Genomic DNA, 26,326 nt, shown 5'->3' on the forward strand with positions numbered 1-26,326 from the left:
GTGAATTTTTTTCGCTAAGAGGGTCGCAAAATCAACCCAGACCGCCGTTGAACTTTATAGTTGTTGTGGTTGATCGAAGTTCGCCTGGCGGCCTGTTTGATTTCTGCTTGTCGAGTGTTACTTGATTCTGGTGATGATCAGGTTGTTTTCCCCGGATGGCAGGGGTTTGTTGTTGCCAGCCAGGTAAATTATCTTGTCGATAGCGAGATGGTCTTGCAGCAATATTTTATGAGAAGGCTCGATCTTGTTGATGAGGGCTCTTTTCTTGAGCCATATAGTTGGGTCCGTAGAAACCGTGGTGTCATAGTGAAGTTTGTCAAGGAACATGATGAATACAGTGTCGACGCCTGTTCGCTGGATCAGTAGCGCGTCCCCTGCGATATGGCGAAAATTACGAGAAACACGATAACCATGCCCTCCAAGAATACCGATGAACAGATCTCGCGCTGATTGCCGATTGACCTGATGGCGCGAGCCAAAAAACAACTGCGGATTGAAATCGATTCTTTGCAGGCCGTCGGCGGACGGTGGCGGCATATGAATGTAGCCGTTCACGTCTACAGGAAGCGGAGTAAGCAGCATCAAGGGGTCGCTCAAGTCCTGACGCACGGTTCTTTTTTCGTCAATTGATGTGGCGCGTTTTTCCCAGTACTTGATTGTTTCGAACAGCGCATGCGTCCCGGGACCGTTCAGTTCCTCGGCGTAGTTAGCTCGATTGAATATTTCCCGCGCCACCTTGTTGGCGGAGTGATACGCAAGATAGGGGAACTGATCGCTGACGTACTGAGTCAGGCATTTCGAAAATGGCAGACCGTCGATGATTCTCCATGTATCACCGGTATGGCCTGCCCACGGCTCCGCCAGTTTCACCACCCCCCGGGGTTGTAACTCGGGACTGGTGAGCATCATGTGCTCGAAAGCATCGAAGCGTAAGGAGGAAAACTGCGGGGGTTTAATAAACGCCAGTGAGTCACCGGCAAGGTTCGGTTGGGGGAGTACGGGAAAGTGCTGAGCGTCGATTTCGATGGAGTCACCGACAAGCGGTTTTGTCGCACTGCCCCAGGTTTTCCACTCGTCATTGTGCCGTACGGGAACGTCTGGAGTGAGCAATGCGCTGTCCGCCGGCAGGCGCGCACGTTTAGTCGGGCCAGGTCCTGAATCTTCTGCCTGGCCGAGGGCGCGGGAACTACCGGGCTGCGGATCTTGTTGCGTACCTGTGAAGGGCTGTGATTTGCGGCGCCAGACGAATTGTCCAGGAATCTGTTCGACCGTTATATCAGGCACTTTGGTAGTTGTTGCAGAGGCCAGTTTGTATTCGCCCTGGTCGTTTCTGCGAACCATGATGGTGCCATTGGCGATATCGACATAGATTTTTCCGCGCGGCCCCTGGCGGATTCCGTCCCGGGATTGATTGGCAGCCGGAAGTAGAGTGGCCAGGTTCGGATCGATAAAAATAGCCGCATGCGGCTGCTCGGCATTCATCAGCGACATTGACAAATTTACCTGGGCCGCCTGGGCCACGTACCACGGCGCTTCGATGCGCCAATGGGCTTGCCCCTGCACTTTTTTCACGATTGGAGGCGTTACTCCCGGCGCTACAGGCCAGGGTATCTGGTACTCGCCGGCTGAATTGGGTTCGACTCGGTAATGACCACCTTCTTCAAGCTGTGCATAGGTCTGACCGTCTACGTTTATGTACAAACCGTCGACAGATTCGTGCGGCTTCAAGAGATGAGTCTGTAGTCCGGGAAGGGTGATCTCCGCCAGTCTGGCATTCGCTTGCGTAATGATCGGGTCCGTTATGTAGCTCATGACGACATGCGGCTCGTTAATGGCATCAAGCTGTGGTTCAGCGGGATTGGGAGTGTCGGGTAATCGATGCGATGCCGGTGCCGGTGTGTCGATGTTGCTGGGCAGTACGCGGTTACTTGAAACACTGTCGGAGTCGACTCTGCTCGCTATTTCCGACGAAATAGAATGTGTGGTTGTTTTGGGCGGTTTAACCATTGGAGTTATCTCTAGAGGGTGCTCTAAAAAATCAATACAGTTAATTTTGTGGAGCCGTCGACTATTTATCCCTGACAATAAATAAAGTTGTCTGCCGCAGCGCATCTGTTTGAGTTCCACCGAGCAGGTAGATGATTTTCTGTTCATCCCTATAAGTGGAAAGTGGTTTCTTTTGTTCTCCGACCCGGAGTTGCCACATGGCATGACTCAGCTCGGAAGCCGTGTCTGGAGAGCGCTGAATTCTGCCGTTGATAATGGAAGGCAGTTTCAGCATAAACATGTAATCGATTTTTTCCCGATGAAACAGTAGTCCGTCCTTCCAGAGTGCGGCGTCCATGAGGTCTATCACGTACCCGTCATCTTCCAGCACGTTGCTGAACAGCCAGCGCAAGCGGGGCACTGTCGGCTCTGCTGCGTACTCGTTCCAGTGTTGAGGGAAACGACCAGGATCCAGGTCCAGTCGCATCAGCCCCTCTCCCAGTGTTGAAGGAATTTCCAGCGTGGTCTCACGAGGACTGGCCGAGCGGGTTGCAAGATTGCGTAACATCAACAGCGGATCAACCAGTTCTCGTTGCGACGCTCTGCGCAGATCCCTGTCGCCCCAGTAACGAAATATCTGGGTCATAAGCGCCAGCCCACGGCCCTGAATGATTTCGGAGTGGTTTGCCTGATTAAACATCGCCCGGGCCAGGGAACTGACGGATTGATCCGACAGATATTTGAAGGTTCTGGCGATGTACTGTGTGATTGGCATTTCAAGGGGAGCGATGTTGTCCAGAACCGTCCATTGGTTATTTCTTTTAACTGCCCACTTCGGCTGCAAAGACGGGTTGTCTCGCAGCATGAATTCGAAAGCGTCGTATAAAGCTGGGGAAAACAACGGATGTTGCAGATAGACCAGGCGCGGGTTGTCACTCAAGTCTTGTGGCACTATCCGGTAATACTGTCCGTCTATTTCGATGTGCTGACCCAACGGCGGTTGAATACTGCGTCCCCAGTTTCGCCAGAGGCTATAACTCAGGTTAATCGCGTCAGGATTGTCTGACAGCAAACTTTGGGTAAGCGCCAGGTGAGTATCTGCGCCTTCTTCCAGGTGCGGTCGTTTGCTCGAGCCCTGCTTGTTTTCCGGTCTGTCAGATGAGGCCTTGCGTTTTTCCTGGTGCGAACTTTCCCTTGAATCGGCTGATTCTCTGGTTTTGCGTCGCCACAGTTTCGTCCCCGGAATCTGTTCAAACAATAGAGTTGAAATGTTGCGAGCTGTCGCGGAGGTTTGCTCGTACTGGCCGGTCGCGTTTTTGCGCACCATGACCGTTCCATCCGGCGTATCGATATAGGTTTTGCGGTGCTTGTCATATCGGATTCCGTCAGGTGAATGCAGCGCCGGGGAGAGCAGGGCCGCATCGTTAGGCGCAAGGTAAAGCGGTTGTTCCGAGACAGTGCTCTCTGCAGTGGCATTGGGTCTGTCACTCTCTGAGCTATGGGCAAGCCAATTGGGTCGTTCAAAAGTCCAGATGGGTTGACGTTCTGTTTTGGTCAGGAAGGGGCCAGGCAGCAGCGGTGTAAAACTGAAAGGGATTTGATACCGCCCATCGCTAAGGTGTTCGACCAGCAGGTGTCCTTCATTTTCAACATGGGCATACAACCTGCCATCGGGGCTGGTGAATAGTCCGCTGTCGGCATCCAGACGGTGTAACAGGTGCACTTGATCGGCAGGCCAGGTAATTGATCGAAGAGCCGCCTGAACTGATAGTGGGTAAGTTTCAGGTATTGCGTTGACCTGCACCGCAGGTTGGCGCGGTGTCACGCCTGGCAATTCTGTAGAGTCTGCAGACGCTGTAATCTCGCCCTGAGGCCTTGGAGAGGTGTTTGCGAGGTGTGGGTGGCTGCTTTCTGCCCCCCCGGGTAAAGGGGGAGTGGTAGTGTCCGGGGTATCGGAGGGAGCAATCCCGACCCTGCGCTTCGGTGGTTTGACCATTAATTCAATCTCGCTGTTGGAAAGGTAGCGGTGTTCTGATGGCGGCTAGCAGCCAGAATCTTGCGAACGATCCGCTGACGGGCGCGGTGGTTGTTCAGCCTTCTCTCACGATGAAGAGCGTCGGATTGTCGGAGGAGACGTGTTGTATGCCGCCGACCAGATAGATCAGTTCGGTATGAGGGAGAAGGCTGCCGAGTTGCTGTTTTTGCGCCGGGCTGAGCATGTTCAAAAAGCCCGGTTCGAGGAGGCCGGATCCTGGTGCGGTGTACCGAGGAATATGATTTCCCGTGATGGGCGGCAGCTTCAGTACGAATACTGCGGCAACGCCTTCACGATGAAAGATCAACGCGTTTTCTCGAAGCTGGCGCGGCGTGTTATTGATGCTGTAACCGCTGTGCTGCAGGATGCTCGTGAGTAACACGCGCAGGCTGGCTGCAGTGGGCTGCGCTGCGTAAGTGAGCCATTCCAGAGGGAATCGTTTTGGATCGAAATCCAGACGCTGCAACTGGTTTGAGGTGTAGGAAGGCAAGGTGAGTAATCCGCCGTCGGCAACGCTGCCGTGCGACGTTGGCAATTTTGGAAGCATTACCAATGGGTCCGACAAGCTGTGCATGGGGGCTTCGTTACTCACCCGATCTATCCAGTGACGAAATGTCAGCGCCATCACCGAAAGTCCATGCGCGGTCACTCCCTGAGGCAAAGCGACTCGATCGAATACAGCCCTGGCGAGGAGGTTTGTCGAGTGATCCGACAGAGAGCGGAACGCGGTAGAAACATATGCGGTTGTGGGCATTTCGAATGGCGGGTGGGTATCCAGTACCTTCCATTGCCCTTCGCGTTTCAGCGCCCATTTTGGCTGGCGCGAAGGTTCATGACGTAACATGTGTTCGAAGGTGTCAAAGCTATCCGGCGAAAATCCCGGGTGCTGCAAATAGACCAGACCGGTATCGGCTTGCACCCCTTGTTTGACGATCGGGTAGTGCAGTCCGTCTATTTCGATCGACTCACCTGATTCCGGCTTTGTGGTTTTCCCCCAGTTTTTCCATTGCCCTGTGGACAGATCCAGTGCGACGTTCTGCTGCAGGAAAATATTCTCTACCAGCGTGCTTGCATCGATCGTCACATTGGATTGTTCGTCCAGGCGTGGGCGTTTGCTCGGACCTGGTGTGGCATCCGTCGCTTCGACGGATACCGAATCAGATTGCGCGCCTTGTCGTGGTGCGTCGATTTCACGCCAAAGCCTGGAACCTGGAATCTGTTCAACCCATTCACCGGTTGGGGTTGATTCGCCGCTGTGGGTCTGTCGCCAGCCGTCGGGGGTTTTACCCACCATGACCATTCCGGCAGACATTTCGACATATGCTTTTTTGTGTTTGTCATAGCGTAATCCGTCTTCGGTGCTGGGTTTGCTCTTGAGTTTCACGGCCGATTCGGGATCGATAAAAACAGGGTGGAGCACTCGTTGTCGGGTGGCTGTGCCTGCGCTGGCTGCAGGCTGGTTTTCTGCGAAGTGCCGGGAAACCCAGCTTGCAGCGCGCGATGTGCCTGCCCCCTCAGGAAGGTGGTGGATGATGACAGTGGGCCGCTCGACGGTTGCAGCGGGCCGGTGGTGGATGGTGACGGTGGGCTGTGGTTCGATTGTAGCCAGCCCGGGATGTGTAGAAGAGGCTCCTGGCGCCGGGTTGATGTGGGTAGCGTCGCCACCAGGATGTGCCACATCGTCGGGAGAAATTCCCAGCGGATTCTGTAAAGGGTCGGTCGAAGTCACGGACGAGTCGGGTGAAAGCGGGCGCGTGATCTTCTTGGGTGGTTTAGCCATTGGATGACTCCGTGGAGTGCTGATTCATTCGATTTAGAGGAGCAGATGAACAGGTCGCAATTGCGCTGGGCCTGGCCACTGATTTCGAAGGGCAATGGTCAGTCAAAGATCGCGGCCCGGTGCGGTACATATGTCTTGAGCAACCCGCAATTGGTGCACGATGTTGCGCACTCCTCAAACGCGCCAACTCCCGCAGGTGGCGCCTGCGAGAGTTTCAATGATCAGCGCTCCCTGATAATGAACACCGAATCCGGATTCGAATCGACCTTCAGCACGCCGCCTATCAACCACACCACTTTGTTGCGGGCGTGAGAACTCATGAGCGCGAGAAATGCGTCCTTGCCAATTCTCTCTTGCAGGTTCGGGTCGACCAGCTCATTACCCGGGGTGTGGGACAGGCCGACCTGTTCCACCGCCCCCAGTTTCAGAAAATAAACCTGCTCTTGGTTGGCTCGTTTGAACACCAGTGTGGGCATGCGATGTTCATGAGTCAGCGGGAAGAGGTCGTAGCCGCTGCGAATCAACAGGGCGCCGAGTAGCCTTCTGAGGTTCAGATCTGTCGGATAAGTCTTGTAGTGATTCCACTCGACGGCAAAGCGCTGTGGGTCGAAGGTGAGCCGTTGCAGTTCGCTGTCGACCTGGGAAGGCATCGGGATGAGTTTCTTTCCTCCGACATCAATGGAGGGTGCCACCGCGAGCATGTTCAGCGGGTCTGCATACGCGGGTGTCGTCGGGAAGGGGCTTTGTTTCCACTGATGCAGGACTGCTTGAATGTTGACCAGTCCCGTTCCGGTGATCACCGGGGAGTTATCCGCGAGTTCGAACAATCGTCGGGCGACGGTCCGTGCGGTGGCGTCAGAAAAGTCGGGGAATGTATTGGCAACGGATTGCGACAGCGGTTCTTCAAAAAAGCGTTTTCCTGCATGTATTTCTCCCGGATCGCTACCGATGCGGTACGTTGCCACCGGTTGCAATGAGGGCGCTGTTTGCAACATGTGCTCAAAAGTCTCAAAGCGTGAGGGCGTAAATTCAGGATGTTGGACGAAAAACACGGTTGGCTGCGGGTTGGAGCCGCTAGGTACGATGGGGTAGTGAAGCCAGCCGAGCTGAACGGATTCCACCATGGGTGGCTTGTTCAGGTAGCCCCACGGTAGCCAGAAAAACGGTGTTTGTTCGGCAGGCGTGCCACTCTCGACAGGGGCCGGTGGTAACGGATCTCTGGATGGCTGAAGGCGCGGCCGCTTGCTTGGGCCGGGCTGTGACTCATCCGGTGCAGGAACAAGACGAGAACCGAGCGATGCAGAATGTTCGCGGCTTGGCGTTTGCAGAACTTTTCGGCGCCAGAGTAGCGTGCCGGGAATCTGTTCAAAAAATATCCCGGGCACGTCACTGGTTGTCGCAGAGGCTTGCTGATATTCCCCCTCTTTGTTTTTGCGCACCATGACCGTACCTTCCGCCGTATCGACGAAGGTTTGTTTGAGCTTGTTGTAACGGATTGCGTCGGTTGAGAGTTCGGCTTTGGTCAGTGTGATTGCGTCCTCCGGCAGAAGGTAGGAGGGCGCTTGCGCCGCCCTGTCCTGTGTTGATTGCCAGCCGGGTCGCTGGATGTGCCAGTTTGCCTGACCTTCGGTTTTACTCAGTAACGGGCCGGGAACACCCGGCGCAAAAGTCAGGGGAACGTAGTAGTTCCCCTGCAGATCCTGTTCGACTACGAACCGGCCTTCGCTGCCAATTTGCGCGTAGGTTCGCTGATCCGGTCCGGTGAACAGTCCGGTTTTTTCCCCAAGCGGCGTCAACTCGCCCAATCGATTTTGCGGCCAGGCAATCGTACTGCGAGCGGCGCTGTAGTTATCGCGGCCAAGACCGGGCAGCACGCTGACGGTAATGGCGGGCTGGCGGGTGGTTGTGTCTGCTGCGGAACCCAAGGCGTGTGTCGAAATATCGGCGCCAGATAACGAAACGTCAGGAGTACTGCCATGGATGTGGCTGCCGGAACTTGCCGTCGTGGGTCTTGTTGTAACGTTTGCATCGGCTGTTGCTGTCACAGGAACTTTTTTTGGTGGCTTGGCCATACGGATTAACTCATAGGGGTTTCAACATCGAGACGCACGAAAGCGTCTCGCCGCATTTTTCAGGCGCACTCGTTTACACCCCCGGGACTCCCACAGCAGTGAAGTTCAAAGAGGTGTTGGGTAATTTCAACTTCGGAGTGCGCGCGTCAATCAGTCTTGACTGACAAGTGAAGTGTCAGGCGGGAGGCACATTGATCAAGGGAAGTGGCGTGAAGGTGTAGGGATCCTGGTGACTGCAGCGGTTGGTCACGCGTAACTCTGAATACTCGATGCGGGATTTGTCTGTGCGCGAAATCCAGCCGTGTGCTGGAAAACTGTAGTCGATCGCCTCGGGCCAGTTGTCGGTAAAGGCGATATTTCTCACCTTGAGCACTTTATCTGTCAGCGCGGCCAGGGTTTCAGGCAGGGCTTTTGTCGCGTCGGGCTCTTCGAAGAACCGAGCGTCAAGGCCATCGAGGTAGATCCTGTCGAAGGAAAGATCGACCGTGTGGATGACGCCATGTGCTTTGATAACGCGTACCTGATCGATCAGGTCTTCACTTTCGTAATTGGGCAGATGAATAATGCAGGTGCCAATGTGCAGTTGATTGTTTTGCAGTTTGATTTCGACGTCGCCCAGTGTTGTCGCATCCAGTTCCCATGTGGAGGAATAAGGCAGTCTGACGTTGGCGTTGGCCAACGCACCCGGGGTCGAGAGTTTGATGGTCATATCGGCGACCAGATGGATCAAGTACGTGGAACCTTCACCTTCCAGACTTTCCATGGCAGTTTGACCGGGTGAAGACGTGAGCGTCGCGCAGCCGTTTTTCGCGCTCAGCTTGTAGGCTTCGTTAGTGGGCAGTTCATAGAGGAATTGACCCGTTCGAAATTTCAATGGCAAGTTGAATTGTGTTGTCCAGCGCCTGAAAGAGTACCTCTCATAGTTATCATCGTCAGGGGCGACATCTGTTTCCGGGCGAAGTCCGGCGTTCAGAGCGACTCCATCATTGAATATAAGAACAAATTTAAGATAGTCGCGAACAGCCATGGTTCGCAGGATCTTGACCATGTTCCGAGGATCCAAGCCGCCTCCTGCAGCGGAAAAATTTTTCAATGTCAGTGTTTTTTCGCCAAAGTGATAGGTGAGGTCACACCCCGCGAGTAGCTCATTACTATTGGCCTTGTCCGACTGCCTTGCAAAAAAGTGTGCTTCGACTTTGCTCAATTCATGGCTGGCGTAATCCAGGTGCAGGCTGGTGACGGCGTCGGCACGATCCCCTGAATGGATTGTGGTGCTTTGTCCGGAGCGTGGCAGGTAGTAACGCGCATCGCTTTTATGCAAAATCATGCACTCGGGGGTATAGAGGATGAGCGGTTTCGGTGCTTGTCCCTTTTTTATGATCGTGGCTTCAACATCGATAGTTTTTCCGCTGTCTATTTTCTCAGACAGTTCAGGCACCAGAAAGAAGCCGTCCTTGGTAATAAAGGTCAACTTGCTGTTCTTCAGGTGGCACTCTTTTTCGTTTTGTTTGTAGACATCGTGGATGGTTACCACGCTTCTGGGCCTGTCGTAAAAGTCGAATCTTGAGGTGATGATCAGCGAGTTGTTTTCGATCACCCAACTCTCGATCAGATCCATTCTCCAGTTCAAAACAATAAAACTCTCTTGTTCACCGTCTTCGATGACGGAGATACGACCTGCTTCGTGGGCAATGTAGTATTCGTCGGCACCGGCTTCGCCCGACGCCGTCGCGCCTTCGTGCAGCAGATGGATCTGGTCGTTTCCGGCCCCGGCTTTTATCGTGTCCTCGCCGTGTGATTTGATGATGTTGCTTTGTTCAGTGCCTGTCACAACGCTGGCAGCACCCTCCACGGTTTCTATATTTTCGATGCTTTCTATAAGGCTGTGGAATACATAGTCTGTGCCGTCTTCGGTCGGAGGTACCGCTTTTCTCGCGTGCAGCGTGCCTGCCGGCAAATCGATGTCATAGCCAGGTTTATGTTTATGGCCTTTGACGTAACGTCCGCTCAGCACCAGCGTGTCGGTGCCTTCGCCACCTTTCAACTTTGAGTATTCCGTAACATCAGCGTCTTTATTGATCAGATCTGCCGCGCCCTCGAAGACGAATCGGTCGTCCTTCTTGCCGCCGGTCAGCTCCTTTCTTCCTGAGCGGTAATGGAAGGCGTTCGATTTGTTTTCAACGCCCTTGATCGAGTCACGACCATTACTGATAAACCACAGGACACTCTTGTTCTCTGCGGCCACTCCCAGTTCCGCGCCAGGGATGTCCTTGTTCACCCCGTCGCGGGCGTCAATGGTGTCATCGCTGCCCTTTATCTCGGGAACGTTTACCGTTTCCCAGGCATCTTGTTTGGTCCACCAATTACGCTTCCAGACTTGCGTGGGCTTGAGATGAACTTCAAATTTGCCATTCACGATGGCTTCAGTGACGTCCTTCAATTTACCGTCCAGCAGTCTCCTGGCCGTTTCCTTTAATTGTTTCGAGTGTTCGACCCTGGCTTTTGCCTGGGTATAACGATCCTGAACATCCTGATCTGGACTCGCCATGCAGAACGAAAACCATCCTGTGCGCCAACGCTCTTCGAGGGTGAGTTCGATGTAATCATCGATGTCATCAACAATTCGTACTGCACCGTAGACCTGTGAGCCGATCGCGAGGATCGCACCGGCTGCAAGCCCAACCGGCCCGGCAGCCGTAAACCCCGCCATTGCTGCGGCACCCAGGATGACGGTCATGGCCGCACTGGTGATACTCAGGCCTGCACTCACGTAGTGATCGAGGGCTTCTTTACCGATTGCTCGGTCAGCAGCGTTGAGCGATCTGATAGCAGTGAACACATCGAACGGCAAAGTCAGTGCTCCGCCGATCAAACCACCGGAACGGCCGAGTCGCAGGGCGAAGCGGGTTTTAGCAAAATCCTTGTATGCGTTTTGCCCGGCTGTGAGCATTTGAGAGGCGATTTTGTTCACGGCAACGTCCGCCGCGATGGAGGCGAACTCCGAAGCAATGCCTGCGCTGTTGATTGCAATCTCGGCTTTGTTGTCGACTTTGATGGCGTCGATGACGCCCCGCAAACCCATGAATATTCCGAAAGCCTGGATACCCACACTTGAGCCTAGGGTTGTGTAGCTCTTTAACGATACCCAGCGGGGATTGCCTTTTGGCAGATTGGCATGACCCAAATCGAGCTTTTGTGCGGAGTTTAATAACTTTACAAGTTTGCTGCGGTAGTTGCCTGGATCAGTAACGGCATCCGGATGTTCTTTGATCATCGACGGTGCGGTCAATGGCCGTCGACTGGCCATTTCGAAAAGCAGCGTTGACAACAGGTAACTGTCGGAGCCAGTCGACGCCTTTAAGTGACGCTCGATATCAATAGCGCTGAACTGTAGCGAGTTGATAAAGGATCGTTTTGGAACCCTGAAGAATGTGTTTCTCCCGTTTAAGGGTTGACCGTCAATCGTCGCGCCCAGTGCATCCAGGGACACACGTGTTACCGAGATTTCGCCTATCTGAATGGGGCCAAACAAACTGTCGACAACATTCAATTGATCTGTTTTTCGGCGGCTCTGCACGTCCGTGTCTGTCTTGGCATCGTTATAAAAGTCAAGGGTGGAAGCATTGCGTTCATTGGCTTCAAAGTTCATGTCCGTAATGATCACCGGATCCTTGATCGTTATCGGGTCGGGGCTTACTGGAATGTTTTCAGTTGAGGCTTTGCGTATCAGGGTGGCCATTTGAACTTCCTTGTTCAGGCGGTTGTTGTTAAAACGAGACGCGATAGTACGGTTGCCTTTCAAAGGTTGTACATAAACGTGTTGTTGCGATGTATTGCATATGAAGGGATGAATTAATCGCCGGAAGGGATTAACAATCGGCAACACGAATGGTTGCCGAGAAAGCCATTCTGAGTGGACTGTTCCAAGTCAGAATGGCTGGGGATAACTAACGCTCAGTCAGTGAAGTAACGATAAAAACCACTCAATGGCTACTGAGCAACGACGCAGCCCCTGCGCCGCCGAACAGCCCGGCACTGATCCGGTTGAACCAGCTCTGGCCTTTGCCACTGCGCAGATAACGCGCTGCGCCGTGGGCACCCAGTCCGTAGGCCAATTTGCACAGCAGGTCCAGCAGGGTCCAGGTGGCGATCATCATCAGTAATTGCGGCAGAAACGGCTGTTCGGCGCTGAGGAATTGCGGCAGGAAGGCGGCAAAAAACAGGATGTCTTTCGGGTTACTCGCGCCGAGTACGAAAGCGCGGCCGAACAGTGCGCGAAAACGTGGAACGGCTGCCGCTTGTGGCACGACGGCGCCTACCGAAGGCTGGCGCGATTGCTGCCAGCTCTGCCAGGCGAGATAGAACAGATACAGGCCGCCGACGATTTTCAGGGCACTGAACAGTTGCTCCGACGCCAGTAATAAGGCACCCAGCCCCAGCGCCGAAGCACTGAGCAAGCAGATCGAGGCAAATACGCCGCCGAGAAATGCCGGATACGAGCGGCGCAAACCATAATTAAGACTGTTGCTGATCATCAACAACGACAGTGGTCCCGGAATCAGAATCACCACCAGCGCAGCACCGCTGAACAGCAGCCAGGTTTCCAGACTCATCACTTTCCTCCTTTTTTTGTTGTACTCAAGAATGTGCAAAAGCCCCACCCGCGAGGGTGAGGCCGTTTTGACGCTTGAACCGCGTAACGCTTACAAGAAGATGAACTTGGCGATGAAGATCGCGCAGAGCACCCACAGGCTCACGGAAATTTCCTTGTACTTGCCGGTCCCGGCCTTCAACGCCACATAGGTGATGAAGCCCAGCGCGATACCGTCGGCGACCGAAAAGGTCAGCGGCATCATGATCGCGGTAACGATGGCCGGGATCGCGTCAGTGGCTTCGTCCCACTCGATGTGGGCCATGCCGCCCATCATCAGCATCGCGACGTAGATCAGTGCACCGGCGGTGGCGTAAGCGGGAATCATGCCAGCCAGCGGTGCGAAAAACATCGCCGCTATAAATAGCACACCTACGGTGACTGCGGTAAGACCAGTCCGACCACCAGCGGCGACGCCGGCAGCACTTTCCACATAGCTGGTAACGGGTGGAACACCGACTACGGCGCCGAAAACGCTGGAAGCACTGTCGGCTTTCATGGCGCGGGAGAGGTTTTCGATACGGCCGTCAGCGTTGACCAGATTGGCGCGCTGGGCCACGCCCATCAGGGTGCCGGCGGTGTCAAACATGTGCACAAAGAGGAAGGCCAGGACCACGCTGATCATGCTGACGTTGAACACGCCGGCCACGTTCATCGCCATGAAGGTCGGCGCAAGGCTTGGCGGAGTCGACATGATTCCTTCGTAGTGCACGATGCCCAGGCCCCAACCGGCGAGGGTCACGGTGATGATGCTGATGAGGATCGCGCCGAAGACTTTGTGGTAGCTGAGGATCGCAATCATCAGAAAGCAGATGGCGGCGAGCAGCGGGCCAGGTTCGCGCAGGGAGCCGAGCTTGATCAGGGTTGCCGGGCTATCGACGACGATGCCCGCAGTTTTCAGACCGATCAGGCCAAGGAACAGACCGACACCGGCACCCATCGCAAAACGCAGGCTGACCGGAATGCTGTTGAGCAGCCACTCGCGAATCCGCGAGAAGGTCAGGATCATGAACAGCACACCGGAGACGAACACCGCACCCAGCGCAGTTTCCCAGTTGTAGCCCATGGTGCCGACCACGGTGTAGGTAAAGAACGCGTTGAGGCCCATGCCCGGCGCCAGACCCACTGGCCAGTTGGCGTATAGGCCCATCAACAGGCAGCCCAGCGCAGCGGCGATACAGGTGGCGACGAAGGCTGCACCGTGGTCAATCCCGGCATCGGCCATGATGTTCGGGTTGACGAAGATGATGTAAGCCATGGTGATGAAGGTTGTCAGACCGGCAATCAGCTCGGTCTTCACCGTGGTGCCATGCAAGCTGAGTTTGAACAAGCGCTCCAGCAGGCCAGTGCGTAATGGTGGCGAGAGATCCAGCGTCGATGCTTCGGATTTGCGGCTTTCCACAGCGAGTACTCCTCAAGAGTTTTATTGTTATTTCCAGGGCCGGACCCATGAGGGGTGGCAGCGGCCCTTTGAGGCACTTGCGAATTTGTTGACCATGCGGTCAGGAACTCGCACGCTGTGGATTATGCTTTTGTGTACAAATAAAGCAAATATTGTTTTTGGTTTTGTTTACGAAAGTTCCGTCGATAGCGATATATCGCCTGTGCGGGCCCCTCAATCGAGAGCCGTCTGACTTTTCCCCAGTGCCAGATTCACCGCCAACCAGCCATTCACTGCCGCTTCCCCAGCCTCTGCAAACACCCGCTCCAGCAGCTTCACCTGCTCACGCCGCAGGGCCTGTTCAAATTTCGCCCCCTCGGTCGTCAGCTCCAGCAGCCGCTTACGCTTGTCAGCTTGCGACGCCACGCTGTCGACCAGATGCATTTCCTGCAACTGCCGCAATGGCATGTTCAGCGCCTGTTTGCTCACCCCGAGCAACTCCAGTAATTCCTTCACACTCAAATTCGGATAGCGCGCGATGAAAAACACAATGCGCTGATGCACTCGGGAGAGGCCGCGCCGCTCGAGCATTTCGTCAGCCTTGGCGGTGAACGCCTGATAGCCGAAGAAAAACGCTTCCATCGCCTGCTGCTGACTGGACGGATTTTTAAGGTCAAGCATGTTGACGTACTCGCTCAAGCTGTCGTAATTTCAGTCAATAAGTTTGACTCATTTTTCGCATTCCTTGCTACCGGTGACCGCCATGGCTTTTTCCGAACGTGTCTCGCGCCTTAAAAGTTCTTTGATCCGTGAAATCCTTGCCGCCGCTCAGCGTCCGGAGGTCATGTCGTTCGCAGGCGGTTTGCCGGCCGAAGCCATGCTGCCCAAGGTCGAGTGGGCCGACATGCCGCTGGCGCTCGGCCAATACGGCATGAGTGAAGGCGAGCCGGCATTGCGCGAAGCGTTGGCGGCGGAGGCGAGGGCGCTCGGGCTGGAATGCGCGGCGAGTCAGGTATTGGTGGTCAGCGGTTCGCAACAAACCCTCGATCTGGCGGCCAAGTTGTACATCGACAAGGGCACCGAGATTCTGTTGGAGGCGCCGACCTATCTGGCTGCGTTGCAGATTTTTCAGCTGTTCGGCGCCGATTGCCTGACCGTGGCGCAGGAGTCCGACGGCCTGAATCTGGCGCAATTGCGCGAGCGACTGGAGCAGCATCGTCCAGCGTTCATCTATCTGATTCCAACATTCCAGAACCCGTCCGCCGTGCGCTATAGCGAAGAAAAACGTGCAGCGGTAGCGGCTTTGCTTGACGAGTTTGGCGTCACGCTGATCGAAGATGAGCCTTACCGTGAACTGACGTTCGATGGCGGCAGCGCCAAACCGATTGCCGGGCGCCTGAAGAAATCCAGCTGGATCTACACCGGCACCGTGTCGAAAACTTTGCTGCCTGGTCTGCGTGTTGGCTATCTGATTGCCAGCCCGGACCTGTTTCCGCACCTGCTCAAGCTCAAGCAATCGGCGGATCTGCACACTAACCGCATTGGGCAGTGGCAGGCGCTGCAATGGATCGGCACTGAGCAATATCAACAGCATTTGAGCGAATTGCGTGGGTTTTATCGGCAGCGGCGCGATGCCTTTCAAGCGGCGCTGGAAACGCATTTTTCTGATCTGGCGGATTGGAATACGCCGCAAGGCGGGCTGTTTTTCTGGCTGACGCTCAAGCAACCGCTGGATACGCGAACGTTGCTCAATGAGGCGTTGGCCAATGACGTGGCGTTCATGCCGGGGGAGCCGTTTTTTCCGGAACCGGAAAATCATTACGGACATTTGCGTCTGAATTTCAGCCACATCGATCCGGCGCGGTTGGATGAAGGTTTGAAGCGACTGGCGGCGGTGGTGCGCCAGGCGCAGCTGGAAAAAGCGGCCTGAAAAGCAAAAAAACCGGCTCAAGGGCCGGTTTGTTTTTGTCTGGGATTTACAGTGGCTGAGAGAGCTTCATCGCTGGCAAGCCAGCTCCCACAGTGATCTGTGGCGTTCACAAAACCTGTGGGAGCTGGCTTGCCAGCGATGAGGCCATCAGCATCACCACATAATCATCAGACCGTCGCAAATCGCTTATCCAGATAATCAATAATCACCTTGGACTCGTACATCCAGGTGGTCTGGCCATTCTCTTCAATGCGCAGGCAAGGCACCTTGATCCGGCCACCCTGATCCAGCAGGGCCTGACGATCCTGCTCGTTGTTCTTCGCATCCTTCAGCGTCACCGGCACATTCAAACGACGCAAGGTGCGGCGGGTTTTCACGCAGAACGGGCAAGCGTGGAACTGATACAAAGTCAGATCTTTCGCGGCAGCATCCACTTGCGCCTGAGCAGCGGCGGGGCGTTTTTTCTTGCCCGGACGGGTGATGAAGTCGATGAAGATAACCAGTTGGCCGAGGCCGACACGAAGCGCTTTGACGAACACGTTGAAGCCTCACGGTGCAGATTGAGAAAGGCGCGCAGCTTACCCGATTTTTCACGGACGAAAAAAAACCGGCGATGAATGCCGGTTTTCTTCGTGCTGCAAATTACTTGATGAGGCTGAGAAACTCGCTGCGGGTCGCTGCGTTTTCACGGAACTCACCGAGCATCACCGAGGTGATCATCGACGAATTCTGTTTCTCGACACCGCGCATCATCATGCACATGTGCTTGGCCTCGATCACCACGGCAACGCCCAGCGCGCCGGTGACTTGTTGCACAGCATCGGCGATCTGACGGCTGAGGTTTTCCTGAATCTGCAGACGGCGGGCGTACATATCAACGATCCGCGCGACTTTCGACAGGCCCAGCACTTTGCCGCTCGGGATGTACGCAACGTGCGCCTTGCCGATGAACGGCAGCAGGTGGTGCTCGCACAACGAGTACAACTCGATGTCCTTGACCAGCACCATTTCGCTGTTGTCGGAGCTGAACAGGGCACCGTTGGTGACCTCTTCGAGCGTCTGTTCATAACCGCGGCAGAGGTACTGCATGGCTTTGGCGGCACGCTTTGGCGTGTCGAGCAGGCCCTCGCGGGAAACGTCCTCGCCCAATTGGCCGAGAATCGCGGTGTAATTCTGTTCCAGGGACATGAAACTACCTGTGGGGATTTTCGCAAAGGGCAAGGGTACGGTGGCGGACACAACCCTGCAAGTTCGGTGTAACGGGATTATTCGTCGCGACCTTCCATCATGGTGCGTTTAAGCATCACGTAAACCGCACCGGCCCCGCCGTGTTTGGCCTGGCATGAGCAGAAACCCAGGACCTGCGCATGTTGACGCAGCCAGGTGTTGACGTGGCTTTTGATCATCGGCCGCTTGCCGTCCAGGCGCACAGCCTTGCCGTGGGTGACGCGCACGCAGCGGATTTCGAACCTGGTCGCTTCAGCGAGAAAGGCCCAGAGGGTTTCGCGGGCTTTCTCGACGCTCATGCCATGCAGGTCGAGGCTGCCTTCGAACGGGATCTGGCCGACCTTGAGCTTGCGCATCTGACTTTCCTGCACGCCGTCACGCGCCCACATCAACTCGTCTTCCGGGCCGACGTCGATCACAAACTGATCGGACAGACCATCAACGGTAGCGGTGTCAGTGCGCACGGTGGCCGACTGACGCAGCTTGGCAATCTGTGCGCGGTCAGCCTTGGGTTTGCCGGTGTCGGCGCGGTCGTGCTTGATCGGCTTGACGCCTTGGATCGCACTTTTGAACAGGGAAAAATCGTCGTCTTGCATGTCAGCCTCCGCGAAGGGCGGCCAGTTTACCCAAGTCGAAACAAAACGGCCCGGCAAAAAGCCAGGCCGGTGATTCAGTCGTGTTTTTTCATCAAGTGCGGGGACATGTTCAGTTCCCGCGATTGCCGTGCGCGACGGCGGCAGCGGCGCCACAGGGCAACACCGAAATACAGAAACAGTAAACCGACCGCCAGAATGATCGCCGAGCCCATCGGCGTGGCGTTCAAGTCACCGAGCGCTGGTGGGCGCCCGAGCAGGCTGGCCGCCCCGGCCATTGCCAGCAGCACACCGAACGTCGCCAGAATGGCGGCGATCGCTGCGCCGAATCGAAAACGCCAGTTGCTTTGGCCTTTGGGCCGCAAGCGGCGTGCGTCAAATCCATCGGATAACTTCATTCCGACCTTCCTCAATGGGTATCGGCCCTTCGACCGGGAGTTGACCGGGTTGTTCCTGAGGCTATGGCATTTGCGGCAAATGAGAGGACTTTGCGGATGAGCGGCGCGCTGAGCCGCTCATCCGAGCAGATCAGATCAGGTCTTGCGTCAACGCGAGGGTGGCGAAGTTGTCGGCCATGATCGCCATTTCCGCTTCCTGCACCACGGCGGCGCTGAGGACGCGGCCCTTGAACGGCAAGTCGCGAGTGGCGCAGGCGTCTTCCACCAGAGTGCAACGGAAACCGAGGTTCTTCGCCGCGCGCACCGTGGTGCTGACGCTGGAGTGGCTCATGAAACCGCAAACGATCAAATCCAGCGAGCCAAGGTTTTGCAGACGATCGAGCAACTCGGTGCCATGGAACGCGCTCGGCAGCAGTTTGCCAATGATGGTTTCATCACCTTGTGGCTCAAGGCCGGGGATGAATTCGCCGCGTTCGCCCTGCGGGTCGAACAGGCCACCGACGGTGCCGAGGTGACGCACGTGCACGATCGGCCGACCGGCTGCACGGGCTGCGGCAACCACTTGTTTGATGTTCGCGACGGCCGCGTCCATGCCGCTCAGGGCCAGCGGGCCACTGAGGTACTCTTTCTGGGCATCGATGATGACCACGGTGGCATGGCTCAGTGTGGCCGCTGCGTAACCGCGACCGCTGAGTTGAAACATCGTTTTTGGAACGGACATTCTGGGGCTCCTTGGGGTGGGGCTTTTGCGACATTGTCCTCTGGCTGAGCGGTTCTGTGAATCGCTACCATCGTAGGCACCGTCGTTACTGGCCTGCAGCCTTGTCAAGTTACACGTTCTGTTCAATAGCCGGTGCAAAAAACAGAAAACTCCTACCGTCGCCCGGATGATTTTCCTGCGTCGTCGTCACGCGTTTTGGCTGGTAGAATCGCCAGTCGTTTTTTCTGGAGTTCTGCCCCGTGATCACTTCCCGACTTCGTACCCTGCGTGACCATATCCGTTGGGCCGTCAGCCGCTTCCATGGGGAGGATCTGTTTTTCGGCCATGGCACCGACAATGCCTGGGACGAAGCCCGGCAGCTTGTGCTGGGAGCGTTGCACCTGCCGTGGGAAATTGCCGACAGCTACCTCGATTGCGCGCTGGAAGACGACGAACTGGTCAACCTGCAACGCCTGCTCAAGCGCCGCATCGAAGAGCGCATTCCCACCGCTTACCTGTTGGGCGAAGCGTGGTTCTGCGGCATGTCGTTTATCGTCGATGAGCGCGTGTTGATCCCGCGTTCGCCGATTGGCGAGCTGATCGAAAGCCGCTTCGCCCCGTGGATCGGCACCGAACCTGCGCGCATCCTCGACCTGTGCACCGGCTCCGGTTGCATCGGTATCGCCTGTGCCTACGAGTTCCAGAATGCCGAAGTGGTGCTGGCGGATCTGTCGTTCGAAGCGCTGGAAGTGGCCAATCAGAACATCGAGCGTCATGGTGTCGATGAGCGCGTGTACACCGTGCAGGGCGATGGTTTTGATGGGTTGCCGGGTCAGCGCTTCGACCTGATCGTGTCGAACCCGCCTTACGTGGATGCGGAAGATTTCGCCGACATGCCGGACGAATATCAGCATGAGCCCGAGCTGGGTCTGGCGTGTGGCGATGATGGTCTGAATCTGGTTCGACGCATGCTCGCTGAAGCGGCCGATCATCTGACCGAGAAGGGCTTGTTGATCGTTGAAGTGGGCAACAGCCAGGTGCACGTTGACGCGCTGTACCCGGAAGTCGATTTCGCCTGGCTCGAATTCGAGCGCGGCGGGCATGGGGTGTTCATGCTGACGGCGGAACAGTGCCGCGATCATCAGGCCTTGTTCGCTTCCCGCGTCTGACCCGTTAAAAGCAAAAGATCGCAGCCTTCGGCAGCTCCTACAGGGATTACCGCATTCCAATGTAGGAGCTGCCGAAGGCTGCGATCTTTTGATCTACCGGTGCGTAGCAATCCAGATCAACAGCCCCGCCTGAAACACCGCAAACGCCACCAGACAGGTAATGGTAAAGCGCAACCCCGCGTCCTCACGCTTGAACTTGCTGACTTTCTCTTCCTGCTTCTTCAGCTTCACTTCCTGCTCGGCCAGATTCTGCTCGGCCTGCTGGAGCATCTGCGCCGCTTCAAGAATTTCGACGATCTGCAGCTTTTCGCTGTTCCAGTCGCCGAGCAGATCACCGACCTGTACTTCCTTGACGCTGCCCTTCAAATGTTGGGCATCGGCGTACACCACATCAAAACCGTGCACCCGCAAAAAGTGATCGCGACGCAGACGTGTGTCTTCGTTGAGCGCGTCCTTGTTGTTCAAGTCCATACCGTCGACGGTGTAGGTGGGCCAGCGTTTTTTCGCCCAATTGATGCCCTGCGCGGCCAGATAGCGGCCAATGCCACGGTTCATCGGTTCGATTTGCAGGCCGCTGTCCGGGCCGAAGTGCACACGCTTGGTGGTGTGATCCACCCACACATCCAGCTGATTCTGCTCTTTGCGCACACGCTGGCCCGGCAGTTTGATCGCCATGCGCATCAGGCTTTTTTCTTTGCTGTTGCGCTCGGCATAGCCGAATTCGACGAAGCGCAAGGGACGGCCGCCGGTGTTGCGGTCGGTCTGCAGCGGGGCCAGGCGGAGCATCTTGTGGTGCTCGACGTGGACATCCGCCCACGGCAGCTCGACCGCTGGCGGTGCGTCTTTTTCAGCGGTGGTGTCGGGTGAAGTCTGGGTATCAGTCATAACGGCGAGATCCTGTCCAAGCCCTGCTTGTCGCCAGCCATTGCGCTGGCGACAAAGGCTTATCGGCCGTTTTTTGCAGGACTAGAGGGCAAACAACGCTCAACTGGCGCGAAGTCCGTCAATAAATTCGATGATTTTGCTGCCCAGTTCCGCTGCCAGCGGCAAATTCGGATCCTTGTACGAAGCCAATTGCCGCTTCATATCGTTGTGCACGATGCGCATGACGTGGTTCATGCCTTCGATCACCACCAGCTCGGCGTCCGGTTTGACGGCTTTGAGGCGTTTCGCGTCCTCGGTGCCCACCTGGATATCGTTGCTGCCCTGAACAATCAGTGCCGGCATCTTCAATTGCGCGAAGGCTTTTGCCGGATCCTGACGGAACAGCGAAATCAGATACGGCTGCACACTCGGGCGGAAAATCACCTGCAACGGCTGTGGCACATTGTCGTCGGTGTGACCGGCCTTGAGGCTGTCGAGCAGTTCGTTACTGCGCAGCATCAGTGGCGGCGGCAGGCTGCGGGCCAATTGTTCGCGGATCACCTGATCGACTGGGCGGGCGCTGCCGGACAGAGAAATCACCGCCGCCGCATCGACTTTTGGCGCGGCAAGGCTGGCAATCAGTGCGCCTTCGCTGTGGCCGAGCAGAATCAACTTGCCGAAACGCCGATCGGCCTTGAGCTTCTGCCCCCACGCTACCGCGTCTGCCGCATAGGCTTCGATCGACAAATTGCGCTCATCCGGCGTCGCTGCCAGGCTCGCGGCCACCCCGCGCTTGTCGTAACGCACGCTGGCGATGTTGTGTTTGGCCAGCACCCAGGCCAGACGCTTGAGGCTATCGTTGCGTCCGCCGTCAGGGTTGTTTCCGTCACGATCCGTAGGACCCGAGCCAGAAATAATCAGGACAACCGGCACCGGGTTGTCGGATTTTGGCAGCAGCAGCGAGCCGAAAAGTTCGCCAGTGCCGGTATCCAAAGTGACCGGGCGTTGTAGGACCGTCGCTTGGGCAAAGCCTGTAAAGAGGGTAAGACTCAAGATCAAAACTCGCAGCATCATCACGCCATCATTCGCCAAGATGCCGGTTGGACTCACCCGCACCACTAAGGTTCGAGGATGAACTACTCGGTTAGCCTGCGTATACTGGCGCGCATCACGAATTTGGGTTTGATTTCACGGAGCGTCCTGCATGTCCGGCAATACCTACGGCAAGTTGTTCACTGTCACCACCGCTGGCGAAAGCCATGGTCCGGCGTTGGTCGCCATTGTCGACGGCTGCCCGCCGGGCCTGGAGATTTCCCTCGAAGACCTGCAGCGCGACCTCGATCGTCGCAAGCCGGGCACCAGCCGCCACACCACCCAGCGTCAGGAAGCCGACGAAGTCGAAATCCTTTCCGGCGTGTTCGAAGGGCGCACCACCGGTTGCTCGATCGGCCTGCTGATTCGCAACACCGACCAGAAGTCCAAGGACTACTCGGCGATCAAGGACCTGTTTCGCCCGGCCCACGCCGACTACACCTACCACCATAAATACGGTGAGCGCGACTACCGTGGCGGTGGCCGTAGCTCGGCGCGCGAAACCGCGATGCGCGTGGCGGCCGGTGCGATTGCGAAGAAATACCTGGCCACCCAGGGCATCGTGATTCGTGGTTACATGAGCCAGCTCGGCCCGATCGAAATCCCGTTCAAGACCTGGGATTCGGTGGAAGAGAACGCTTTCTTCAGCCCTGACCCGGACAAGGTTCCTGAGCTTGAGGCCTACATGGATCAATTGCGTCGCGACCAGGACTCGGTCGGGGCGAAGATCACCGTCGTCGCCGAAGGCGTGATGCCCGGTCTGGGCGAGCCGATTTTCGACCGTCTCGACGCTGAGCTGGCCCATGCGCTGATGAGCATCAACGCCGTCAAAGGCGTGGAAATCGGCGCTGGTTTCGCTTCGGTCGCCCAGCGCGGTACCGAACACCGCGATGAATTGACCCCGCAAGGTTTCCTTAGCAACAACGCGGGCGGCATCCTCGGTGGCATCTCTTCCGGTCAGCCGATCGTTGCCCATCTGGCGTTGAAGCCGACATCGAGTATCACCACCCCGGGTCGTTCGATCGACATTCACGGCAATCCGGTCGACGTCATCACCAAGGGCCGTCACGACCCGTGCGTCGGCATCCGCGCCACGCCGATTGCCGAGGCGATGATGGCCATCGTGCTGATGGATCATCTGCTGCGCCACCGTGGTCAGAACGCCGATGTGCGTGTGAGCACGCCGGTGCTGGGTCAGCTTTGATGGCAGGCTCTGAAGCCGTCGCGGCATAACCGTGACGGCGCTCCCGTACTGGCGGCTGTCCAGTTTCTATCTGTTCTATTTCGCCTTGCTCGGTTCGACAGCGCCGTTTCTGGCGCTGTACTTCGATCACCTCGGCTTCAGTCCTGCGCGGATCGGTGAACTGGTCGCCATCCCGATGTTGATGCGCTGTGTGGCGCCGAACATCTGGGGCTGGCTCGGTGATTACACCGGCAAACGCTTGGCCATTGTGCGTTTCGGCGCGGTGTGTACGCTGCTGACCTTCTCGCTGATTTTCGTCAGCAAAACCTACGCCTGGCTGGCGATGGTCATGGCGCTGCATGCGTTTTTCTGGCACGCGGTGCTGCCGCAGTTTGAAGTCATCACCCTGGCGCATTTGCAGGGGCAGACCTCGCGCTACAGTCAGATTCGCCTGTGGGGCTCGATCGGTTTCATCATCACCGTGGTCGCGCTGGGGCGGCTGTTCGAATGGCTCAGCCTCGATATCTACCCGGCGGCGCTGGTGCTGATCATGGCCGGCATCGTCCTTAGCAGTTTGTGGGTGCCGAACGCGCAACCGCCGCAAGGCAATCGGCCGAGCGGCGATGGCTTTCTCAAACAGCTGCGCAATCCCGGCGTGCTGGCGTTTTACGCTTGCGTGGCGCTGATGCAGATGAGCCACGGCCCGTATTACACCTTTCTCACCTTGCACCTGGAACGACTCGGCTACACACGCGGCACGATCGGCATGCTCTGGGCCGTGGGTGTGGTCGCCGAAGTGTTGATGTTCATGGCCATGAGCCGGATTCTTGCGCGGTTTTCCCTGCGCCGCGTATTGCTGGCGAGTTTTCTGCTGGCGGCGCTGCGCTGGTTGCTGCTAGGTTCGTTCGCCGAGTTCCTGTGGGTGCTGTTGTTCGCGCAGATTCTGCACGCGGCAACCTTTGGCAGTTTTCACGCCGCTGCCATCGCCTTCGTGCAACGTAGCTTCGGTGCGCGTCAGCAAGGGCAGGGCCAGGCGCTGTACGCCGCACTCGCCGGCACCGGCGGTGCGCTCGGCGCGTTGTATTCCGGGTACAGCTGGAATGCACTCGGCGCAACATTGACCTTTAGTATTGCCAGTCTCGCGGCGCTCGCTGCTGCCGTTATCATTGCCACACGTATGCAAGAGGACAGGCCATGAGCCTTACGCGTGAACAACTCGCCCAGCAAATCGTCGACGCCGGGCGTTTTCTGTATGGCCGCGGCTGGTCGCCGGCCACCAGCAGCAATTACTCGACGCGCCTGTCGCCGAGCGAAGCGCTGCTGACTGTGTCGGGCAAGCACAAGGGCCAGTTGGGCCTGGACGATGTGCTCGCCACCGATCTGTCGGGCAACAGCCTGGAACCAGGCAAAAAGCCGTCCGCCGAAACCCTGTTGCACACTCAGCTGTATAGCTGGCGGTCGGAGATCGGCGCGGTGCTGCACACCCACTCGGTGAATGCCACGGTGCTGTCGCGCCTGACCCCGGAAGACTTCATCGAGTTCGAAGACTACGAGCTGCAAAAAGCCTTCAGCGGCATCTCGACCCACGAATCGCGAGTGCGTGTGCCGATTTTCGACAACGATCAGGACATTGCACGCCTCGCCGCCAAGGTGCAGCCTTGGCTCGACGCCCATCCCGATTGCGTCGGTTATCTGATTCGCGGCCACGGCCTCTACACCTGGGGCGCGCAGATGAACGACGCGCTGCGGCAGATCGAGGCCTTTGAATTTCTGTTTGAATGCGAGTTGAAAACCCGCAGCGTCATGAACCGCCAAGGCTGACTTCACCAGAAGCAGCCCATTTGCCTGATGAAATGCTGTGCCCGACCGGTCTGCAAGAACCGGACGGCAAGGCCGATACCGAGGAATTGCCCCAATGAGCAGCCTGTCCGTCTATCACGTATCCAGCCCTGACATTCCGAACAAGGTGCTGACCCACTTCGAAGACATCGCCTCGACCCTGGCCGAGCAGGGCGTGCGTTTCGACCGCTGGCAAGCCGCTGCGAAGATCCAGCCCGGCGCCACCCAGGAAGAAGTGATCAGCGCTTATAAGGAACAGATCGACAAGCTGATGACCGAGCGCGGTTACATCACCGTCGACGTGATCAGCCTGAACAGCGATCACCCGCAAAAAGCCGAATTGCGCGCCAAGTTCCTCGAAGAACATCGCCATGGCGAAGACGAAGTACGATTTTTCGTCGCTGGTCGTGGCCTGTTTACCCTGCATATCGACGATTACGTCTACGCCGTGCTGTGCGAAAAGAACGACCTGATCTCGGTACCGGCCGGCACCAAGCACTGGTTCGACATGGGCGAGCACCCGCACTTCGTGGCGATCCGCCTGTTCAACAACCCTGAAGGCTGGGTTGCCAACTTCACCGGCGAAGACATCGCCGGCCGTTTCCCGCGTCTGGAGGACTGATTCGATGTCGATCAAAGCCATTGTCACTGACATCGAAGGCACTACCAGCGCGGTGAGTTTCGTGTTTGACGTGCTGTTTCCGTATGCGGCCAGACATCTGCCGGATTTCGTTCGGCAGAACGCCGAACGTGCCGATGTTGCTGAGCAACTCGACGCCGTGCGCCGTGACAGCAATGCACCGCAGGCGGATGTTGAACGGGTTGTTGAAATTCTCTTGAGCTGGATCGAGGAGGATCGCAAAGCCACGCCACTCAAGGCCTTGCAAGGTATGGTCTGGGCCCAGGGTTATCACGCCGGGCAGTTGAAAGGGCACGTTTACCCGGACGCGGTCGAAGCGCTGCAACGCTGGCATGCGGCGGGTTATCAACTGTTTGTGTATTCATCGGGGTCGATTCAGGCGCAGAAGCTGATTTTCGGTTGTTCCGAGGCGGGGGATTTGACGCCGCTGTTCAGCGGGTATTTCGACACCACGTCGGGGCCCAAGCGTGAGGCGCAGTCGTACACCAATATTCAGCAAGCGATTGGCGTCGCGCCTGAGGAAATTCTATTCCTCTCAGACATCGTCGAAGAACTCGACGCCGCGCAAGCAGCCGGCCTGCAAACCTGCGGCCTGGCCCGAGAAGGCGGCGAGCTGGGCAGCCACATCACCGTCGACACCTTCACCGGCATCGAACCCGAAGCCTTCTAACCCACGCAATCCCTGTAGGAGCTGCGGAACGCTGCGATCTTTTGATCTTGTTTTTAGAATCAGGATCAAAAGATCGCAGCGTTCCGCAGCTCCTACAAAGAGTTAGCGATCGCAGT

At 56.7% G+C, this 26,326-nt stretch carries 22 protein-coding genes; 7 read left to right on the forward strand and 15 right to left on the reverse strand.

Going from position 1 to position 26,326, the window contains the following annotated elements; genetic code table 11:
- Positions 1–117 precede the first annotated feature (117 nt).
- The 8 genes from U6037_RS08670 to U6037_RS08705 all read right to left on the reverse strand — a co-directional run bounded on the left by U6037_RS08670 (position 118) and on the right by U6037_RS08705 (position 14,586).
- A complete protein-coding gene (locus U6037_RS08670; RefSeq protein ID WP_322846438.1) occupies positions 118–2,007 on the reverse strand; it encodes a hypothetical protein in 1,890 nt (629 codons plus the stop codon).
- 61 nt (positions 2,008–2,068) lie between these two features.
- Complete coding sequence (locus U6037_RS08675) at positions 2,069–3,811, reverse strand: hypothetical protein (protein WP_322846439.1); 1,743 nt, start codon at positions 3,809–3,811, stop codon at positions 2,069–2,071.
- Positions 3,812–4,076: 265 nt separating this feature from the next.
- Positions 4,077–5,801 carry a hypothetical protein gene (locus tag U6037_RS08680; RefSeq protein WP_322846440.1) on the reverse strand — a complete coding sequence of 575 codons (1,725 nt, stop codon included), beginning with the start codon at positions 5,799–5,801 and terminating at the stop codon, positions 4,077–4,079.
- A gap of 221 nt (positions 5,802–6,022) precedes the next feature.
- Complete coding sequence (locus U6037_RS08685; protein ID WP_322846441.1) at positions 6,023–7,873, reverse strand: hypothetical protein; 1,851 nt, start codon at positions 7,871–7,873, stop codon at positions 6,023–6,025.
- A 175-nt stretch (positions 7,874–8,048) separates the two neighbouring features.
- Positions 8,049–11,612 carry a calcium-binding protein gene (locus tag U6037_RS08690; RefSeq protein WP_322846442.1) on the reverse strand — a complete coding sequence of 1,188 codons (3,564 nt, stop codon included), beginning with the start codon at positions 11,610–11,612 and terminating at the stop codon, positions 8,049–8,051.
- Positions 11,613–11,856: 244 nt separating this feature from the next.
- A complete protein-coding gene (locus U6037_RS08695; RefSeq protein ID WP_322846443.1) occupies positions 11,857–12,486 on the reverse strand; it encodes a LysE family translocator in 630 nt (209 codons plus the stop codon).
- A gap of 90 nt (positions 12,487–12,576) precedes the next feature.
- Positions 12,577–13,926: an NCS2 family permease gene (locus U6037_RS08700; protein WP_123533277.1), complete on the reverse strand. Its 1,350-nt coding sequence runs from the start codon at positions 13,924–13,926 to the stop codon at positions 12,577–12,579.
- A 213-nt stretch (positions 13,927–14,139) separates the two neighbouring features.
- Positions 14,140–14,586 (reverse strand): MarR family winged helix-turn-helix transcriptional regulator, encoded by a 447-nt coding sequence (locus tag U6037_RS08705; RefSeq protein ID WP_322846444.1) that lies wholly within the window; start codon positions 14,584–14,586, stop codon positions 14,140–14,142.
- 82 nt (positions 14,587–14,668) lie between these two features.
- Here U6037_RS08705 and U6037_RS08710 point away from each other — a divergent pair, with 82 nt between their 5' ends.
- On the forward strand, positions 14,669–15,835 hold the full coding sequence (locus U6037_RS08710; protein ID WP_322846445.1) for a PLP-dependent aminotransferase family protein: 1,167 nt from the start codon (positions 14,669–14,671) through the stop codon (positions 15,833–15,835).
- A gap of 167 nt (positions 15,836–16,002) precedes the next feature.
- Here the strand turns inward: U6037_RS08710 and U6037_RS08715 are convergent, their stop codons facing one another.
- The 5 genes from U6037_RS08715 to U6037_RS08735 form a co-directional block, all read right to left on the reverse strand.
- Positions 16,003–16,374, reverse strand: coding sequence for a glutaredoxin family protein (locus U6037_RS08715; RefSeq protein WP_322846446.1), 372 nt, complete (start codon positions 16,372–16,374; stop codon positions 16,003–16,005).
- A 103-nt stretch (positions 16,375–16,477) separates the two neighbouring features.
- Positions 16,478–17,023: a GTP cyclohydrolase I FolE gene (gene folE / locus U6037_RS08720; protein ID WP_003204506.1), complete on the reverse strand. Its 546-nt coding sequence runs from the start codon at positions 17,021–17,023 to the stop codon at positions 16,478–16,480.
- A 77-nt stretch (positions 17,024–17,100) separates the two neighbouring features.
- Entirely contained in the window at positions 17,101–17,658 is a 558-nt protein-coding gene (locus U6037_RS08725) for a Smr/MutS family protein (RefSeq protein WP_122605431.1), read from the reverse strand.
- Between the two features lie 74 nt (positions 17,659–17,732).
- The gene (locus tag U6037_RS08730) at positions 17,733–18,053 is read right to left on the reverse strand and encodes a hypothetical protein (protein WP_007914024.1); all 321 of its coding nucleotides are present in this window, start codon (positions 18,051–18,053) and stop codon (positions 17,733–17,735) included.
- Positions 18,054–18,183: 130 nt separating this feature from the next.
- Positions 18,184–18,774: a cysteine hydrolase family protein gene (locus U6037_RS08735; RefSeq protein WP_007914026.1), complete on the reverse strand. Its 591-nt coding sequence runs from the start codon at positions 18,772–18,774 to the stop codon at positions 18,184–18,186.
- Positions 18,775–19,013: 239 nt separating this feature from the next.
- On the opposite strand from U6037_RS08735, the gene prmB reads away from it, so the two are divergent.
- Positions 19,014–19,922 (forward strand): 50S ribosomal protein L3 N(5)-glutamine methyltransferase, encoded by a 909-nt coding sequence (prmB, locus tag U6037_RS08740; RefSeq protein WP_322846447.1) that lies wholly within the window; start codon positions 19,014–19,016, stop codon positions 19,920–19,922.
- A gap of 93 nt (positions 19,923–20,015) precedes the next feature.
- Here prmB and U6037_RS08745 read toward each other — a convergent pair whose 3' ends face one another.
- Positions 20,016–20,807 carry a hypothetical protein gene (locus U6037_RS08745; protein ID WP_322846448.1) on the reverse strand — a complete coding sequence of 264 codons (792 nt, stop codon included), beginning with the start codon at positions 20,805–20,807 and terminating at the stop codon, positions 20,016–20,018.
- Positions 20,808–20,906: 99 nt separating this feature from the next.
- Positions 20,907–21,860, reverse strand: coding sequence for an alpha/beta hydrolase (locus U6037_RS08750; protein ID WP_322846449.1), 954 nt, complete (start codon positions 21,858–21,860; stop codon positions 20,907–20,909).
- Positions 21,861–21,990: 130 nt separating this feature from the next.
- On the opposite strand from U6037_RS08750, the gene aroC reads away from it, so the two are divergent.
- The 5 genes from aroC to mtnC all read left to right on the forward strand — a co-directional run bounded on the left by aroC (position 21,991) and on the right by mtnC (position 26,210).
- Positions 21,991–23,082, forward strand: a complete 1,092-nt coding sequence (aroC, locus tag U6037_RS08755; protein WP_322846450.1) for a chorismate synthase — start codon at positions 21,991–21,993, stop codon at positions 23,080–23,082.
- Positions 23,083–23,113: 31 nt separating this feature from the next.
- A complete protein-coding gene (locus U6037_RS08760; RefSeq protein WP_322846451.1) occupies positions 23,114–24,259 on the forward strand; it encodes an MFS transporter in 1,146 nt (381 codons plus the stop codon).
- Positions 24,256–24,882, forward strand: coding sequence for a methylthioribulose 1-phosphate dehydratase (locus U6037_RS08765; protein WP_122605423.1), 627 nt, complete (start codon positions 24,256–24,258; stop codon positions 24,880–24,882). Before U6037_RS08760 ends, U6037_RS08765 begins: the two co-directional genes overlap by 4 nt.
- Positions 24,883–24,976: 94 nt before the next feature.
- On the forward strand, positions 24,977–25,522 hold the full coding sequence (locus tag U6037_RS08770; protein ID WP_007914042.1) for a 1,2-dihydroxy-3-keto-5-methylthiopentene dioxygenase: 546 nt from the start codon (positions 24,977–24,979) through the stop codon (positions 25,520–25,522).
- 4 nt (positions 25,523–25,526) lie between these two features.
- Positions 25,527–26,210, forward strand: coding sequence for an acireductone synthase (gene mtnC, locus U6037_RS08775; RefSeq protein ID WP_322846452.1), 684 nt, complete (start codon positions 25,527–25,529; stop codon positions 26,208–26,210).
- The last annotated feature ends 116 nt before the right edge of the window (positions 26,211–26,326 follow it).

This window comes from Pseudomonas sp. B33.4, assembly GCF_034555375.1.
In the GTDB taxonomy this organism is placed as follows: Bacteria; Pseudomonadota; Gammaproteobacteria; order Pseudomonadales; family Pseudomonadaceae; genus Aquipseudomonas.